The organism is Acidaminococcus sp. (genome assembly GCF_057597765.1).
Genome location: NZ_DBMBXK010000002.1, coordinates 183,720 through 200,703 on the forward strand (window position 1 = coordinate 183,720; position 16,984 = coordinate 200,703).

Annotated in this window: 16 protein-coding genes, 2 tRNA genes, 1 other RNA gene and 1 other annotated feature; of the genes, 6 read left to right on the forward strand and 13 right to left on the reverse strand. The window is 57.7% G+C overall.

Going from position 1 to position 16,984, the window contains the following annotated elements:
* Positions 1-42: 42 nt before the first annotated feature.
* The 7 genes from ACZOF8_RS02050 to dnaX form a co-directional block, all read right to left on the reverse strand.
* Positions 43-2,073 (reverse strand): LTA synthase family protein, encoded by a 2,031-nt coding sequence (locus ACZOF8_RS02050; RefSeq protein WP_288310422.1) that lies wholly within the window; start codon positions 2,071-2,073, stop codon positions 43-45.
* An 11-nt stretch (positions 2,074-2,084) separates the two neighbouring features.
* Positions 2,085-3,029 carry a diacylglycerol/lipid kinase family protein gene (locus ACZOF8_RS02055; RefSeq protein ID WP_154487808.1) on the reverse strand — a complete coding sequence of 315 codons (945 nt, stop codon included), beginning with the start codon at positions 3,027-3,029 and terminating at the stop codon, positions 2,085-2,087.
* A gap of 29 nt (positions 3,030-3,058) precedes the next feature.
* Positions 3,059-3,457: a GtrA family protein gene (locus tag ACZOF8_RS02060; RefSeq protein ID WP_022487403.1), complete on the reverse strand. Its 399-nt coding sequence runs from the start codon at positions 3,455-3,457 to the stop codon at positions 3,059-3,061.
* A 1-nt stretch (position 3,458) separates the two neighbouring features.
* Entirely contained in the window at positions 3,459-3,704 is a 246-nt protein-coding gene (locus ACZOF8_RS02065; protein WP_022487404.1) for a pro-sigmaK processing inhibitor BofA family protein, read from the reverse strand.
* 65 nt (positions 3,705-3,769) lie between these two features.
* A complete protein-coding gene (gene recR / locus ACZOF8_RS02070; RefSeq protein ID WP_022487405.1) occupies positions 3,770-4,366 on the reverse strand; it encodes a recombination mediator RecR in 597 nt (198 codons plus the stop codon).
* Between the two features lie 15 nt (positions 4,367-4,381).
* On the reverse strand, positions 4,382-4,714 hold the full coding sequence (locus ACZOF8_RS02075; RefSeq protein WP_022487406.1) for a YbaB/EbfC family nucleoid-associated protein: 333 nt from the start codon (positions 4,712-4,714) through the stop codon (positions 4,382-4,384).
* 36 nt (positions 4,715-4,750) lie between these two features.
* Positions 4,751-6,739, reverse strand: coding sequence for a DNA polymerase III subunit gamma/tau (gene dnaX, locus ACZOF8_RS02080; protein ID WP_441368892.1), 1,989 nt, complete (start codon positions 6,737-6,739; stop codon positions 4,751-4,753).
* 183 nt (positions 6,740-6,922) lie between these two features.
* Here dnaX and ACZOF8_RS02085 point away from each other — a divergent pair.
* A tRNA-Ser gene (locus ACZOF8_RS02085) sits at positions 6,923-7,013 on the forward strand.
* A 52-nt stretch (positions 7,014-7,065) separates the two neighbouring features.
* Positions 7,066-7,165, forward strand: an RNA gene (gene ffs / locus ACZOF8_RS02090) — signal recognition particle sRNA small type.
* A 102-nt stretch (positions 7,166-7,267) separates the two neighbouring features.
* Here ffs and ACZOF8_RS02095 read toward each other — a convergent pair.
* From ACZOF8_RS02095 to ACZOF8_RS02110, 4 genes are all read right to left on the reverse strand, one after another.
* Positions 7,268-8,668, reverse strand: coding sequence for an FAD-binding oxidoreductase (locus ACZOF8_RS02095; RefSeq protein ID WP_154487810.1), 1,401 nt, complete (start codon positions 8,666-8,668; stop codon positions 7,268-7,270).
* Positions 8,669-8,746: 78 nt separating this feature from the next.
* A tRNA-Ser gene (locus ACZOF8_RS02100) sits at positions 8,747-8,834 on the reverse strand.
* A gap of 23 nt (positions 8,835-8,857) precedes the next feature.
* Positions 8,858-9,337 carry a tRNA adenosine(34) deaminase TadA gene (gene tadA, locus ACZOF8_RS02105; RefSeq protein WP_154487811.1) on the reverse strand — a complete coding sequence of 160 codons (480 nt, stop codon included), beginning with the start codon at positions 9,335-9,337 and terminating at the stop codon, positions 8,858-8,860.
* 63 nt (positions 9,338-9,400) lie between these two features.
* Positions 9,401-10,324: a homoserine O-succinyltransferase gene (locus tag ACZOF8_RS02110; RefSeq protein WP_154487812.1), complete on the reverse strand. Its 924-nt coding sequence runs from the start codon at positions 10,322-10,324 to the stop codon at positions 9,401-9,403.
* A gap of 42 nt (positions 10,325-10,366) precedes the next feature.
* Positions 10,367-10,597 (reverse strand) — a binding site (T-box leader).
* A 128-nt stretch (positions 10,598-10,725) separates the two neighbouring features.
* On the opposite strand from ACZOF8_RS02110, the gene ACZOF8_RS02115 reads away from it, so the two are divergent.
* Complete coding sequence (locus ACZOF8_RS02115) at positions 10,726-11,388, forward strand: Crp/Fnr family transcriptional regulator (protein ID WP_022487449.1); 663 nt, start codon at positions 10,726-10,728, stop codon at positions 11,386-11,388.
* 96 nt (positions 11,389-11,484) lie between these two features.
* Positions 11,485-12,153 (forward strand): uracil-DNA glycosylase family protein, encoded by a 669-nt coding sequence (locus tag ACZOF8_RS02120; protein ID WP_154487813.1) that lies wholly within the window; start codon positions 11,485-11,487, stop codon positions 12,151-12,153.
* A gap of 9 nt (positions 12,154-12,162) precedes the next feature.
* Here ACZOF8_RS02120 and ACZOF8_RS02125 read toward each other — a convergent pair whose 3' ends face one another.
* Together ACZOF8_RS02125 and ACZOF8_RS02130 are read right to left on the reverse strand one after the other, a co-directional pair.
* The gene (locus ACZOF8_RS02125) at positions 12,163-13,245 is read right to left on the reverse strand and encodes a metallophosphoesterase (protein WP_154487814.1); all 1,083 of its coding nucleotides are present in this window, start codon (positions 13,243-13,245) and stop codon (positions 12,163-12,165) included.
* 15 nt (positions 13,246-13,260) lie between these two features.
* Positions 13,261-13,653 (reverse strand): fluoride efflux transporter FluC, encoded by a 393-nt coding sequence (locus tag ACZOF8_RS02130; RefSeq protein ID WP_154487815.1) that lies wholly within the window; start codon positions 13,651-13,653, stop codon positions 13,261-13,263.
* 266 nt (positions 13,654-13,919) lie between these two features.
* Between ACZOF8_RS02130 and rlmD the strand changes: the two genes are divergently transcribed.
* The gene (gene rlmD / locus ACZOF8_RS02135; protein WP_154487816.1) at positions 13,920-15,296 is read left to right on the forward strand and encodes a 23S rRNA (uracil(1939)-C(5))-methyltransferase RlmD; all 1,377 of its coding nucleotides are present in this window, start codon (positions 13,920-13,922) and stop codon (positions 15,294-15,296) included.
* A 243-nt stretch (positions 15,297-15,539) separates the two neighbouring features.
* Entirely contained in the window at positions 15,540-16,967 is a 1,428-nt protein-coding gene (locus ACZOF8_RS02140; protein WP_487426512.1) for a nitrite/sulfite reductase, read from the forward strand.
* Positions 16,968-16,984 lie beyond the last annotated feature (17 nt).

Consider the following 16,984-nt stretch of genomic DNA (forward strand, 5'->3'; position numbering starts at 1 on the left):
CTTTAAATCAAAAGGCTGCTGCCCGGGCAGCAGCCTCTTTTTTCACTTCATAAACTCAATATGCCTTTTCACATAGCCGTACATGATGTAGTTGGCCAGGGCGTTTTTTTCTTCTGTATCCGGGGTTTCTTCGTCCAGGGTAGCCACGAAATTCCGGTCGGCAGAATAATAGTAGGCCTTGCCTCCGAAATATCCCAGGGCATAGGGATGTGGCACTGGCTGGAGCAGATCCCGGCCCAAAAATTCTGCCGGCACTGGCTGGCCCAGCAGGGTCAGCAGAGTGGGTGCCATGTCTTCTTGGCTGGCGTACATGGTTTCATCCAGGTCCGCCAGAGGAGCCAGATTTTTGGAAACGAAGATCACCGGAATGGGAGCCACGCTCTGTTTGTCCTGGGGATTGCTTACCAGGGTCTTGTATTCCCCGCCGGAATGGGGGTTATGGTCCGAAGTGATGATGAACAGGGTCCTGTCATCCATCAGTCCCTGCTTCGAGGCTTCCTCAAAGAAATGCTGGATGGTCTTGTCCACCCAGTACATGCCGCAGACTGTGGCGGTCCCGTGGTCCCGGACATCTTCCGGCATCTCTGCATAGGTGTACCCGTAATAGGGATAGGGCTGATGCATGTCCAGGGTCTTGCACACCAGGAACAGTTTCTGGTCCCGGTGTTCCGCCAGGGTCTTCAGGGCCACATCGTACATTACGTCGTTGTGGAAGCCCCAGCCGCTGGCCCCCTTGTAGCCCATGTTCCCCAGGTCCTCCTTGGCCAGGTAGTGTTCCATGCCGAACTGGGCGGGATATTCCCGGTATTCGTTGGCATAGTACCGGCTGGAGGCATTGATGAAGTACCCTTCGTAGCCGGCCTGCTGGAGACTCCGGAACAGGGAGGGCTGCTTTTCGCCGGGCAGGTCCTTGTCATAGATCAGCTGGGACCGGAAGGTGGCGTTGAGCCCCTGGGTAGTGGGCACCGCAGAAGAATAGTAATGATCGATCCGGGGATACTTCTCCACCAGGGAATCCAGATAGGGCGTGGCATCCGCCGGGATGTTGGGATTGTAGTGATGGAGGTAGTCCCGATGGACGCTTTCCAGGATCAGCATCACCACCCGGTCGTAGGCCGGCTGCTTCCGGGGCACGATTTCCTGTTTGGGCAGGATCCCCAGTTCCGTCAGGGCTGCCTGGTCCTTGTCCGTCAGGGTCCGTTCCTGGTATTTCCAGGGATCATGGACCACCTTGTCGGTCTTGAAGAAGGCTTTCTGGAAGAAGTTCACGTTGATGGGATAAGCCACCATGGCCCGGGTGGGTTTCCGGCTCTTTTCCATATCCACTTCGATGTCCAGGCCGCTGACGCTGTCCGTGGCATGGTAGACCCCTTCTGCCAACAGCAGGTAGGAGCCGTTGAGGCCCATGGCAAACAGCACCACGCACAAAAGGGACCAGGGCAGGTTGGGCTTGTGCCGCCGGGGATGGACCACCCGGAACAGGGGGACGAACACCAGCATCACGGCAGCGATCAGACCCAGCTGCCAGTTTTCCGTGGTGCTCAGGATCCCTTTGGCGGCGTAGATGTTCAGGTTGTCAAACAGCACGCTTTCCACGTGCATGGAGGTGTTCCAGAAATAGATCCCGTCTCCCAGGATCAGAAGGCAGGTCACATAGTAGACCAGGAAATAGACCGCCTTCATGGCCCGGTTGGGCCAGTGATGGTAGCACATGGCAGCCAGCAGCACCAACACGATGTTGTTGAACAGCCCGGCCAGCACCGAAAGCACCGTCATGAACCCGGGGTCCAGTTCCAGATAGCTGACCATGAACACCGCATCGATCAGATACAGGGTGCCCACCACCACCACCGGGAAATACCGTTTCACCCGGTCCCGGATCCGCCGGCGCTGGGCGTACAGGAACAGGACCACCCAGGACAGCAGCAGGTCCCGGCAGAAATAGTTCAGGGTGTGGTACCAGAATTCCGCCCAGGGAAAGGGTACGATTTCTTTCAAAAAGTTCCAGCGGTACCCGGCTTCCGCCAGAAAACTCAGGAGCACAAAGACTCCGTACAGGATTTTCTTTTTCACAACGCAGCCTCTCAGGATATGAATTGCAGGGATTTGGGCAGCAGGACAATGGAAAGAGGGGAATTGACCACCGCATCCCCGTCCAGTTCCGCCGCGAATTTACTTACATTGCACCGGACATCCACCTGGGTGGCGGGATAGATTTCCACGCTTTTGTCCAGGGTCAGCATGTCTGCGGCAATCAGTGCCGTATACCGGAGGAAGTCCACACAGCGGCCCTTGGTGAACAGGCACACATGCATGGTGGGATTGGACAGGGAGCCTCCGTTGACCAGAGAGAACCGGCCGGCATAGTACCGGCTTTTGGTGACGATCACCGAACTGGCCTGGTGCCACACCCCGTCCCCGTTGATCATCACCTGGAACCGGTATTTCCAGTTGTGGAGCAGCATTTCATTCCCCAGCACCCGGCCGCTCTGACGCACATAGGCCAGGGTGGACAGGTACTTTTTCTGTTTGGGGGTCACCTGCTGGACCACCATGGAATCCACCCCGATCCCGGCCACGGTGAGGAAGATCCGGTCGTTGGCCTTGCCCAGGCACACCGGGGTGGTGACTCCTTTGGAAACCCGGTACATCCAGTTGTGCACATCGGTTTTCTGCATCAGTTCCTTGGCCACCAGGTTCACGGTTCCTGCCGGATAGATGCTTACATAGGGCCAGTAGTCCTGGTCCACGCATTCTTCCACCAGGGCCCGGAGGGTGCCGTCTCCCCCAGCCACGATCACCCACTGGATCTGTTCTGCACAGATCTTTTTTCCCACAGCCTGGGTTTCCGCAAAGGTGCCCACGGTCACATACTGGAACTTTTCCGCACCGTACAGCCGCATCAGCTGCCGGGCAATGCTTTCCACATTGCTGTGGATTCCGCTGAAAAGGGTCTGCTTTCCGGAGTTGCGGTTGTGGACCAGAAGGACTTTCTGGAATCCTTCAATATCGACTTTATGACGAAGCATGTGCATCTCCACCTACTCTTTTTCTTCCATTATTCCGTGTAAATCCATTTTTTCCTTGAAAAATAATTCCAAACCGTCACCAGTGCCGAAGCCCCCACTTTGGATCCCATCACCGGCAGACCCAGGCTGCCTACAAACAGCCGCATAAGCAGCACGTTGTACAACAGCCCCAGGGTGGACACCAGGAGTACCAGGGAAAATTCCTTTCCTTTGCTGTAACGGACTCCGCTGGTGAACACCCAGATGTTGGTGGCGATGTAGTGGCACACCGTGGAACAAAGGTAAGCCGCCGCTGTGGCTACAAGATAGTTCCAGCCCCAGTGACTGTTGAACAGATAGACCAGGGCCCACTCAAACAAAGCAGCCGTGCCCCCGATGCAGAGATAACAGAGGACACGGATCTTTTCACTTTTGGATTTCTGGAGCATTTCAGTGCCCCATCAGCTGATACAGCAGCATGACCACCACTCCCGGGATTCCGAAGAAGCCGGCCACCAGAGCTGAAATGAAGTGGATGGGAATGGTCACTCCGAAAAGGCCTCCCAGGATGTTGAACAACCACAGCAGCACCACCCCGCAGATCCCGTTCCACAGGAGCTTCAGGGAAAGAGAGAACATATTGATGATCAGGAACAGGACAACCAGGGCTGCCCCGCCCACCAGCCATATTTCCATATTGTTTAACCGCCTTTTCTGCATAATCCGTTTTTTCCAGGCAGTCTTCTGCCTGCCGGAAAGGATCAGATTTCCCGCCGGTTTTCCAGAGCTTTGTACAAAGTCAGTTCATCGGCATATTCCAGATCCCCGCCCACCGGAAGCCCATGGGCGATCCGGCTCACCTTCACCCCGGTGGGGCGGATCAGCCCGGCCAGATAGTTGGCTGTGGCTTCCCCTTCCACATCGGAATTGGTGGCAATGATTACTTCCTTCACCGTCCCCTTCTGGAGCCGGAGCAGCAGTTCCCGAATCTTCAGCTGATCCGGGCCCACCCCGTCCAGAGGAGACAGGACCCCGTGGAGCACATGGTACAGGCCCTGGTAGCCCCGGGTCCTTTCCATGGCCGCCACATCCTGGGGCTGTTCCACCACGCACACCAGGCTCCGGTCCCGTTTTTCATCCTGACAGATTTCACACAGATCCCCTTCGCACAGGTCAAAGCACTGACGGCAGAGATGGACATTGTCCTTTACGTCCAGGAGAGCCCGGGCCAGTTCCTCCACATCTTCCCGCTTCATGTCCAGCACATGGTAGGCCAGACGCAGGGCCGATTTGGAGCCGATTCCCGGCAGGCGCCGCAGCTGTTCGTGGAGCCGTGCCAGGGGTTTTACCATCCGCATGCCTGAGACCGTTCCTTAAAACATCCCCGGCAGCTTCAGTCCGCCAGTCACTTTGCCCAGTTCCTTTTCCGTCATTTCGTCCACTTTCTTCATGGCATCATTGACAGCGGTGACGATCAGGTCCTGGAGCATTTCCACATCCTCCGGATCCACTGCATCCGGGGACAGGGTCAGGCTCACCAGGTTCTTGTTCCCGTTGACCACAGCTTTGACGGCTTCGCCGCCGGCGGTGCCTTCCACTTCCCGTTCCTTCAGTTCTTCCTGGAGCTTGGTCATTTCGCTCTGCATCTTCTGTACTTTCTTCAGCATGCCCTGCATGCCGTTCATTGCCATTCCACCTTTGAACATTTGGTTTCCTCCTTATGTCCCAACAGGGACCTTGTTTTATTCTTTATAGACTTCTCCGCCGAAAACCTGCATGGCTTTCTTCACACCCTCAGGGAGTTCCCCTGGTTTGACCGGGTGAGGGGCGGGACTTGCTGATTGGCTGGCCGGGGAAGGGGCCGGAACAGGTTCCGGTATTTCCTCTTCCTCCGGCGGTTCAGGGGGCAGCGGGATTTCCTCCTCCGGAGGCGCCGGAGGTTCCGGCATGGGATCCGGCACGGGAGGAGGCGGCGGTGCCGCCTGGACCGGTGCCGGTGCAGCCGCCGGTTTCTCCTGGGGCCGGTGGAGGGAAATCTCTCCTTCCTGCTGGACCACCTGGAGCCCGATAGGCTGCCCCACCGCTTCCTTCAAGATATCCTGGATCAGATTCCGGAAGGAAGGTTCTTCCATTTTTTCCTTTCCATAGGCGGAGCTGACGGCCAGGAGCAGTTCCTGGTCCTGGTAATCCGCTGCCTGGGCCATTTCCGCATAGACCAGGAACGTCCGCTTCCGGCGCCGTTTCAGACCCTGGAGCACCAGCTGCCACAGCTGCTGGGCCTTGGCCCGTCCGCTACCGTCAAACTGCACTTCCCCGGCAGCAGGTTCCGGCCGGGCCGGCTGTACAGCCGGGGCCGGTGGTGCCGGGGGCGCAGCCGGTTCCGCCGCGGGAGCAGCGGGAACTGTCTCCTGGGGCCGCCGGGCTTCTTCCTGCCGGGCGGCTGCCGCCATCCGGGCAAAGGCATCCTTCACCCCGGAATTCGGCCTGACAGCCGTGGGGCCAGGAGATGCCGGCCGGGATACGGAGGCCTGTACGGCTGCCGGCCGGATTACCGGGGCTGCAGTCGGTGCCGCCGTGATGCCTCCCTGCCGGAGGGCGGCCACCTGCTGTTCCAGACTGTCGATCCGGGCCAGGAGAGCCGCCTCCGTATGGCCCCGGGTTTCACACAGGTCAAAGAGGCACAGTTCCCCTACGATCTTTTTCCGCAGGGAGAATTTGCTTTCCCGGATGGCCTCGTGGATCCGCTCCACACTGGCCACAATCTGGCTGGAAGTAAAAAGGGCCGCCGTCTCCCCCAGGGCTTCCGGGGTATCCGTCAGGTAAATTTCCTGATACTCCCGGTCTGCCTGGTACAGCAGCAGGGCCCGGAAATATTCCATCAGTTCCGCCAGGATCTGCTCCATTTCCTTGCCCTGTTCCAACAGCTGGCCCAGGGCATCCAGGGCCCCGGACAGATCCTTCTGACCGATCCGGGTCACCAGTTCCCGGAGTTTTTCCCGGCCCACCAGGCCCAGCACCTGCCGGACCGTTTCCGCCGTAACAGGACTGGCCATGACACTGCACTGGTCCAGGAGACTCAGGGCATCCCGAAGTCCCCCGTCCGCCTGGATGGCCATGAGCCGCAGGGCTTCCGGTTCCGCCTGGATTTTGCTGCCGTTGGCCACTTTGGCCAGATGGGCTGCAATCTCGTCCACAGTGGCCCGGCGGAAGTCGAACCGCTGGCATCGGGACAGGATGGTATTGAGGATCTTCTGGGGCTCGGTGGTGGCCAGTATGAACACCACATGCTCCGGCGGTTCCTCCAGGGTTTTCAGCAGGGCATTGAAGGCATCGGTGGTGATCATGTGGACTTCGTCGATGATGTACACCTTGTACCGGCAGGAAGAGGGCGCAAAATACACCTGCTCCCGGAGTTTCCGGATTTCGTCGATGCCCCGGTTGGAAGCCGCGTCGATTTCCACCACATCCGGGCAGGTGCCTTCGGTGATTTCCCGGCAGCTTTCACAGTCGTTGCAGGGATGGGCTGTGGGGCCTTCCCTGCAGTTCAGTGCCTTGGCCAGGATCCGGGCGGTACTGGTCTTCCCGGTACCCCGGGGACCGGCAAACAGATAGGCATGGGAAATCCGCCCGGTTTCCAGGGCGTTGGTGAGAGCCTTCTTGATGGGACCCTGGCCCACCAGATCGTCAAAATCCTGGGGACGCCAGGTCCGGTACAATGCTACGTATGCCATCTTTCCCATCCTTTCTGCAGTGCTTCTTTGCTATTATACCTTTTTTCCATGGACGCTTTCAACAGGATTCTTTTCTTTTTTCAAAAATCCCTTGACAAAGAATGTAAAATTCGTTATACTAAATCTCGCAGTTGTCGTTCAGGCAGCTGAAAACTGAATAGCTGTCTGTCAGCAATTCAACCTGGAGAGTTGTCCGAGTGGTTGAAGGAGCACGCCTGGAAAGCGTGTATACGGGATAACCGTATCGAGGGTTCGAATCCCTCACTCTCCGCCATTTTATCCAATCAGCCGCGTTGTGCGGCTTTTATTTTTCCGGCGGACTGCAGGAGTGGGTCCTGCGCAATGGAGGCCTGTGAACCTTGTCAGGTCCGGAAGGAAGCAGCAATAAGCGGATACCCCCATGTGCCGCAGGGGTGCCTGCCCCTGCAGCCCGCCGGGAAAATAAAGAAAAAAGAGCTGCCGCCCCAAGGGGCGGCGGCTCTTTTTTGTCATCGGTCGACGATTGCTTCCCTGCACACAAGAAGGCCCTTAAAACACCTCCAGTACCTTCCCCGGATTCAAAATATCCAACGGATCCAGGGCCCGCTTGATGGTTTCCATCATATAGAGTTCTCCCGGGTCCGCCAATTGGGCCAGCTGCTTCACCTTTTTGGCCCCGATGCCGTGTTCCCCGCTGAGCTTGCCGCCCAGGGCATAGATGTATTGATAGGCCTTTTCGTGGAAGGCATCCAGGGCTTCTTCCCATTCCCGGTCGGACAGATCTCCCTTCAGCATGGCGAAATGAAGGTTCCCGTCCCCGGCATGGGCCAGGGTGAACACCCGGAAGGGATATTTTTTGGCTTCCGCGGACAGTTCGTCCAGGGCCTGGGCGATTTTGTCCAGGGGCACCACAAAGTCGTCACTGGTCATGACCTTGCTCAGCACCCGGGCGGATTCCAGACAGTTCTTCCGGAGGGTCCACACCCGTTCATCGGCCATGGACACATCGACCGCTCCGTGGCTCCGGCACAATTCGTCCAGTTTCAGCAGTTTTTTATCCAGTTCGTCCTCGTCGAAACTTTCCAGAGTCAGGATCACATAGGACCCATCCTCATAATGGCCCAGGTCCAGTTGGGAATAGTCGCTGGCGGACCGGACGAAGGCATTGTCCATGAATTCCACACTGGTGGGATTCAGCCCTTCCCGGAGCAGTACGGGCACAATGCCTGTAGCCTTGGCCTGGTCGGTGAAAATGGCCAGCACATCGGCTTTATAGGGAGCCTGGGGCAGCAGCTTCAGGGTCACTTCCGTAATGATGCCCAGGGTACCTTCGCTGCCGATTACCAGCTGATCCAGGCAGTAGCCGGTGGTGTTCTTCTTGCTCCGGGTGCCCAGACGGGCGATCTGCCCGTTGGGCAGCACCACTTCGATGGCATGGACCTGGTTCCGGGTGGTGCCGTACCGGACGGCCTTGTCTCCCCCGGCATTGGTGGCTAGGTTCCCGCCGATCAGGCAACTGTCGGCGCTGCAGGGATCCCCGGCATAGAACAGGCCCTTTTCCCGGGCGGCCTGCTGGACGGCTGCGGTACGGGCCCCGGCCTGAGCCACCAGATACATGCCTTCCGGATCCACTTTCAGGATCCTGTCCATCCGTTCCATTAAAAGCACCAGGCCGCCGCACACAGGAATGGCCCCGTCCGATACGCTGGTGCCCCCGCTCCGTGGCGTCACCGGGAACTGTTCCCGGTTGGCCAGTTTCAGGATGGCGGAAACCTCTTCCGTAGAGCCGGGAGCAGCCACTGCCTCCGGCAGATGGAACTTCCGGGGGTCGGTTTCCTCATCGGTCTTGTACTGTTCCAGGTGATCCGGATCCGTCCAGACATACTTCTCTCCTACAATGCTGCGCAGTGCGTCCAGGACTTTCCCGGTCATGGGTTGATAGATTTTCATGCTTCCTTCCTTCTTTCGCGGCCTCTGCAGTTTTTATACAGTAAAAAAGGGCTGCTGCACGAGCAGCAGCCCCATGGCTGGCGGATGGAGAGGGATTCGAACCCTCGGTACCTTGCGGTACACTTGATTTCGAGTCAAGCACCTTCGACCACTCGGACACCCATCCATGAGAGTTTTATTATACCATACTTACCGCCGTGCTTTCAAAAAATCCTGCAAAATTTTCCGGCACTCCTCTTCCAGCACCCCGGCGGTCACCTGGGTCCGGAAATTCAGGGAAGGATGGGCAGGCAGGTTGAACTGGGAGCCGCAGGCTCCGGCGGCACTGTCCCAGGCCCCGTACACCAGCCGGCCCACCCGGGCATTCCAGATGGCCCCGGCGCACATGGGACAGGGTTCCAGGGTCACATAGAGCGCAGTGTCGCTGAGCCGCCAGCGGCCCAGCTGCCGGCAGGCTTCCCGGAGCACCAGCACTTCCGCGTGGGCAGTGGCGTCCCGGTCCTGCTCCCGGCGGTTGTGGTTCCGGGCCAGCACCTGGCCCTCCCGGACCAGCACAGCCCCCACGGGGATTTCCCCCTCCCGGGCTGCCTGCCGGGCTTCCTCCAGGGCCATTTCCATGAAATGAACATCGGTCTGTCCGGCAAGCGAGTTCTTGGTAATCTGAGCCATCTTGTTTTTTCTCCTTTTCCAAAGATCCACTGGGGCGGCAGGCGGACCGTGCAGCAAACCCTCCTACTCCCTCTTGGTCAGCTTGTGCAGATCGTAAGGAGTATCCTGGTACACCACGTTCAGCCAGTTCAGGTAGAACAGATGGGCGTAGCTGCACCATTTGAACAGAGGCTCCTGGGTGGTATCGTCCGTGGGATAGTAGTGTTTGGGCAGGGAAGGATTCAGGCCCTTTTCCCGGTCCCGGACGTATTCATCCCGGAGGGTCATCCGGTCATATTCAAAATGGCCCATGACAAAGATCCGGCGCATGTCTTCCGTGGCACAGATGTTGATGCCGTTTTCCACGCTGCGGCTGAGCACCTGGAGGTCCGGATTGCTGTACACCTTGGCGTCATCCACGGTGGTGTACCGGGACTGGGGAATGAAATACCGGTCGTCAAAGCCCCGGAGCAGCGGATGGTTCCGGACCGTGAGCCCATAGGGATAGATGCCGCAGAGCTTCTGGGGGAACATGATCTTCGGCACATCATAATAATAGTACAGGCCGGCCTGGGCACCCCAACAGTAATGGAGCACGGAATACACATGGGTCCGGGCCCATTCCAGGTATTCCTCGATTTCTCCCCAGTATTCCACATCCTCGAATTCAAGTTTTTCCACAGGAGCCCCGGTGACGATGAGCCCATCGTAATACCGGTCCTGGACATCTCTGAATTCCAGGTAGGCGGATTCCAGGTAGGAATTGTCCGTATGGGTCCCCACCCGGCTTACCGGCCGGCAGAAATCGATTTCCAGCTGGAGGGGGGAATTCCCCAAAAGCCGGAGCAGCTGCACTTCCGTGGGCTTCTTCAAAGGCATCAGGTTCAGGATCAGAATCTTCAAAGGACGGATGTCCTGAGTCAGGGCCCGTTCGTTGTCGATGGTGATGATATTTTCTTCACGCAGCTTTTCCTTGGCGGAAAGATGGCTGTCGATTTTGATTGGCATGGAAATCACTCCTTCTTCATGAATAAAAAAAGCTTCCGCCCCTGCAGGGACGAAAGCATCGTGGTACCACCCGGCTTCGCCTGGTTGCCCAGGCCTCTCGAGCACACGCAAGGCGGATGCTCCAGTGCTGTAACGGGCACCCCCGGATGACCTACTGCCGTTCAATCATCTGCTCCAAGGCCATGTTCCCCTTCTCCGCCGCTCTTCCTTTCACCCAAATGGAAGCTCTCTGTGCCGGCCTGCAAAGGGTACTCTTCTTTTCATTGCAGGTTTGTCTATCAAATTGCTTTCAATTTAGCACAGAAAACCCGGTTCGTCAAGAGGTTTCCCCCTTGCAATCTTCTCCTTTTGGCCGTATACTGGAGACAGATTTAATGTTGTTAAAACAACGGAGGAAAACTATGGATACGGAATTTCTGGCCAAAACGGCTTTGTTCAAAAATGTTCCCCCGGAAGAGATCCAGGTCCGGATACACTGTCTGGGAGGTGTAGTCCGCTCCTACGACAAGGGAACCTACATCCATTACGCCGGGGATGTGGTCCACACGGTAAGCATGGTACTGAAAGGAAGGGTCATCATCGAAAACGACGACCTGTGGGGCAACCGGAACCTGCTGGGGCAGATGGGCCCCGGGGAGTTGTTTGCAGAAGCCTATGCCTGCGCGGAAAACGAACCCCTGCTGATCAATGTGCTGGCGGTGGAGCCCACCACCGTGCTGATGATGGACCTGTCCAAGGTGTTCCACACCTGTTCCCGGAGCTGTCCCCAGCACCAGCAGATCAGCGACAACCTGCTCCACATCCTGGCCCGGAAGAACCTGTCCCTGGCCCGGCGGATCCTCCACACCTCCTCCAAATCCATCCGGGGGAGGGTGCTGTCCTACCTGTCCTTTTTGGCAGCCCAGCAGAAGCGGAAGATCATCACCGTCCCCTTCAACCGGCAGCAGATGGCGGATTATCTGAGTGTGGACCGGAGTGCCCTCAGCAACGAACTGAGCAAGATGCAGAAGGAAGGCCTCCTGGAATACCACAAGGAAAGCTTCAAGCTGCTGAAAGAAGAATGAGGGCTGTCAATAGTCAATTGTCAATAGTCAATTGTCAATGGCCGTTGGAAGCCGGCTTTCAGCCGGTTCTGAATGATATAAAGGAGTAAGGTTGCTATGGAGCAAATGGAACTTACAGGAAAGATTCTGCCGGGGATCCCGGTGGAGGAGCATCCTTTTCCACCTTTCCTGCCGGAGGGAGCCAAAGTGCTGATCCTGGGGACCTTTCCCCCGGCAGCGGAAAAGCGGGCCATGGATTTCTACTATCCCAATTTCCAGAACGACATCTGGCGGATCATGGGAATGATATATTTCAAAGACCCGGACCATTTCCGGAAAGGGACGAAAAAAGCCTTTGACCCGGAAGCCATCAAAGCCTTCCTGACCCGGACGGGCATCGCCCTGGGGCCCACGGTGCTCCGGGCCCAGCGGCAGAAAGGCAATGCCTCGGACAAATTCCTCCATGTGGTGGAAGAAGCCTCCCTGGCTGCCATGGTCCGGCAGATCCCGGACTGCCGCCATCTGATCACCACCGGAGAAAAGGCTACGGAAATCCTCCTTGGCCAGTGCACCGATCCTCCCAAACTGCCCCGGACCGGCACCACCCTGCCCATTACCCTGGACGGACGGGAACTGCTTCTTTCCCGGCTCCCCTCCACTTCCCGGGCCTATCCCATGAAGCTGGAAAAGAAAGCGGAGATGTATGGGGCGGTGCTGCTTGAAGCAGCACCGCCCGTCAGCTGTCAACGGACAACGGTCAGCGGCCAAAGGAAAAAAGCAGATTGAGCCTGCCGCTCAATCTGCTTTTTTGATGTCAACAACGACGATTTCCGGTTTTGGGCCCGTCCTCACCGGGACGCCCCAGAGGCCGTAGCCACTGGAGACTGTGGCCAGCATCCCCTCCACCATTTCTGATCCGTAATCCAGTAAGTACATTTTCCGGGTGATCAGCCGGTTGGGAGCTATCTGGCCTGCATGGGTATGGCCGGCAAAATACAGATTGTATCCTTTAACCGCCGCTTCCGGGATCCTTCGGGGTTCATGTTCCATGAACACGTTGAACTTCCCGGGTTCCGGATGATAGTCCGCCCGCCGGTTTCCAAACAGGTAATCGTCCATCCCCGTCAGGTTCAGCCAGGGATTCACCATCCGGTTTTCATCCACGGCAAACCGGACGCCTTCCTCTTCCAGGAATTCCCGTTCCACAGCTCCGGAACCCAGCCGTTTGTCATGGTTGCCAAACACCGCATAGACCCCGTCGGTACTCCGCAGCTTCCGGAACGTGCCCAGGCTCCCTTCCTGGAGCACAAAGGGCAGGTCCCCGTCCACCATATCCCCGCCCAGAAGGACCAGATCCGGCTTTTGCTCATTGATCCTCCGGACCAGAGTTTCCCCATAGGAGGTGCCGAAAAGGCCGCCGAAATGGAGATCGGACACAAACACGATCCGATAGGGGCCAGGGATGTTTTTATCCGTGGCATATTCCAGCTTCCGGACCACCGGGTGGAGGGCCTGCCAGCAACCCACAGCCACCAGGAGCACCGTCCCTGCAAAAAGCACCTGGGCTGCCCGGGACGCCAGAAACGGCCAGTGCCTCAGTTTCCCCACAAGGAAAGCCACCAGGAACAAAGCCATCCCCAGCACGGAATAGTACAGGAAGCCCATCCACAGGCCCCCGGCCCAGGCCAGGAACCGCAAAAGGGGCCGGGGCACCGCATTCAGATACACATTGCTGAACACAAAACACAAAGGCAGTACCCAAAAAGGCACCAGGGTCCACCAGGACCGCAAAAAAGAGAGCCCCGCCCGGTACATGGCCCAGATGGCCGTGGAGCCACCCAGTCCCACCAACAGCAGGGTCACAAAGAAGGATTTCACGAGAACATCATCCCTTTACAACAGCGTTTTTCCTGCCCAGAAGGCCACACTGGCCGCCAGAAGGCCCAGGGTGTTCTGGAGCAGCAGGTACAGGAACCCGGTTACATGTTCCCCATGGAGGAAGAAATGGAGCCCTTCCTTGATAAAGGAAGAAAAGGCCGTAAAACCGCCGATGAACCCCCAGTACAGCAGCATGGCCCATCGGGGATGGGGAAGTTTCGTATACAGGAAGGCGGCAAAAAAGCCTACCAGGATGCACCCGAAAGTATTCACGAAGACCATTTCCCAGGGAAAATGATTGCTCCAAACTCCCTTCAGGGCCCCAGCCACCAGGTATCTGGCCACCGATCCCAGGGCGCCGCCCAAAGCCACATAGACAAGCAGCAATGCATCTTCTTTCCACATCATAAACTTCTCCCCCTCAATAAAAACAACAGTAAGATCACGCCTCCCTGCTGCACCCTTTTTCCCCAATTTGAAAAAACGGGCGCTGAATCCAAGCCCAGCGTCCTTCTATAATAATATGATAGTAAAAACCGTTTATTTTGTCAATTCATTTGGAAATGGTTCAAAATAATTTCCAAACTTCCTTTTTCCATTCTTTCCTTCCCTTTACCGACTTTTCAGCCGGAAACATTGCACCGGAACGGGGACAACGGTATAATGACAGTATTATGAAAGAAAACAAATTACCCTTCAAAATCAAAGAGAACATCGAACTGACCATTACCGGTCTGGGCAGCTCCGGAGAAGGGGTGGGCAAAGTCAGCGGCTTTACCTTCTTCGTCCCTGGAGCCCTGCCGGGAGAGCGGATCCAGGCCCAGGTGACCCTGCTGAAGAAAAGCTACGGCCAGGCCCGGCTGCTGAAGCTGCTGGTGCCCTCCCCGGACCGGGTGAAGCCCCCCTGTCCTGTCTACGCCCAGTGCGGCGGCTGCCAGCTCCAGCACCTGTCCTATCCGGCCCAGCTGGCCCTGAAACGCCAGACGGTGGTGGACGCCATGGAACGGATCGGCCATTTTTCCAAACTCTGCGTCCAGGAAACCCTGGGAGCGGAGGACCCCTGGCATTACCGGAATAAAATGCAGGTACCGGCTGCCCAGGGACGGAACCACACCCTGGCCATTGGCTGCTACGCCCAGGGCACCCACCGGGTCATTGATGTGAAAGACTGTCTGATCCAGCAGCAGACCAACAACAAAATCGTCCAGGTGGTCCGGGCCTGGATGGAAAAATTCCGGATCCCGGCTCTGGAAGAAGATGCCCGGCGGGGCATTGTCCGGCACATTATGGGCCGGGTGGGAGTCCGTACCGGGGAAGTAATGGCCGTGCTGGTGACCAACGAACCCCAGGTCCCCCATCTGAAGGATCTGACGGCCATGCTCCGGCAGGAAATCCCCGGCTTCACCACTCTGGTCCAGAACCTGAACACCCGTCATACCAATGTGATCATGGGCCCCAAAAACAAAGTGATCTGGGGGCCGGGCGTAATCCATGACCGGCTGGGAAAATTCACCTTTGCCATTTCTCCCCATTCCTTCTTCCAGGTGAACACCCTCCAGGCGGAAAAGCTCTATGAAACAGCCCTCCAGTACGCGTCCCTTACAGGAAAGGAGAAGGTCATCGACGCCTACTGCGGCACCGGCACCATTACCTTGTTCCTGGCCCAGAAAGCTCAGCGGGCCCTGGGAATCGAAATCGTGGCTCCGGCCATCCGGGATGCCAGGCAGAATGCCCGGGACAACCAGGTGACTAATGCAGAGTTCCTGTGCGGAGATGCGGCCAAAGAAATGCCCGAACTGGTCCGCCAGGGCAGCCGCCCCGATGTGGTGGTGCTGGATCCTCCCCGGGCCGGCTGTGAACAGCGGGTGCTGGACGCCATTGCCAAAGTCCGTCCCCAGCGGGTGGTGTATGTTTCCTGCAACCCGGCCTCCCTGGCCCGGGATGCGGCCATTCTCCGGGACAAAGGCTTCGTGGTCCGGAAAGTCCAGCCCGTGGACATGTTCCCCCATACCAGCCATGTGGAGACCGTGTGTCTGCTGACCCTGCGGTAGGAGGGGCTGCTGCTTATATCACACTATTGCACTATGAATTAGGATGTGTTATTCTTTTTCTATTCCATCCATCCGGATTTACAAGCACACAAAGGAGGAATCCGTCCATGACGCAGATTTCTGAAACTGCCAAAGAGAAGATCCGAAGCCAGTTCCCGGTCTTCCAGGAAGCCGCACGGGCTTTCTATGCCAAAGAGCTGGCTCCCGGAAAATATAAAGGAACTTCCGGCAAATTCGGTTCCTATGGAGAACGGGGCGCGAGCAGCAGCATGCTCCGGCTGCGCTTCTCCGGCGGGCACCATCGACCAGACACATATGGCCTTTCTGGCCCAGGCCATTGACAAATACCATGTTTCCCTGGCCCATTTCACCACCGGGGAAGCCCTCCAGTTCCATCATCTCCAGGAACAGGAAGTGCTGGGCCTGTACCAGGACTGCTTCGACCAGGGAATCTACTGTGCGGGAGCCGGCGGGGACAACCCCCGGAACATCACCGCCAGCCCGCTCCACGGGGTGGAAAAGGGAGAACCCTTTGACATGACCCCGGCCATCCGGGCTGCTTCCAACTTTGTGATCAGCCAGATCCCGGAACTGAAACTGCCCCGGAAATACAAGGTGAGCTTCTCCAACGGCATCGACAATGAAGGCCATGCCACTTTCAAGGACCTGGGCTTTGTAGCCCGTCCCGGCGGCACTTTCGATGTCTATGCCGGCGGAGGCTTCGGAGTCAACGGCAGCCGGTTCGGCGTGCTCATCGACACCCAGGTGGATCCCCATGACCTGTCCTGGTACATTCTGGGGTATGCCCGGGACGTGTATATGAAATACGGGGACTATGAACACCGGGGGACCGCCCGTTCCCGCTTCATCCTGACCAAAATGGGCGAAGGACCCTTCCGGAAGGCGTTCCGGGAGGCAGTGGCCCGGTGCCGGGAAGAAGGGATCCCCCGTCTGGAACTGGAAACCATCCCTCCCCTGACCAAATCCGGGAAAGACGATTCCGTCCTGGCCGATCCCCGGATCCGCAGCCAGAAACAGGAAGGGCTGTACTATGTGGAATACAAGCCCCTGGGCGGAGTACCGGACATCCAGGTGTTCCGGCAGCTGCTGGGAGAAGCTTCTCAGATGGAAGGCGCCCAGCTGCGGCTCAACGCGGACGAAACCTGCTACATCATCAACCTGACGGCGGAAGAAGCCCGGCAGGTGGCGGCCCTGACAGAAAAGGACACCGCCCACACCCTCTTTGAACATTCCGTCAGCTGCATCGGCGCAGCTGTATGCCAGCAGGGCCTGTGTGATTCTCATGGGACCCTGGCCCGGATTGCCTCCTTCCTGAAGGAAAAGGGCGTGGATACCCGGTATCTGCCCAAATGCCACTTCTCCGGCTGCCCTTCCACCTGCACTGTCCAATCCCTGGCGGCGCTGGGCTTCCGGGGGGCCTTCACCCTGGTGAACGGGGAACGGGCCAGTGCCTTCCAGGTGTACGCGGGAGGCAGCTACGCCTACGGAAAGGAAAAGATCAGCGAGCCTCTGGGCCTGATTGCCACCGCCCGGCTGCCCCAGTTCTTCCTGGACCTGAACCAGACTCTCCTGGAAGCCGGCCAGCCCTTCACCCAGTGGTATCCGGACCATGAAGAGGCGTTCCTGGAACTGTTGAAGAAATACGCGTAAAAAATGGGCTGTGAAAA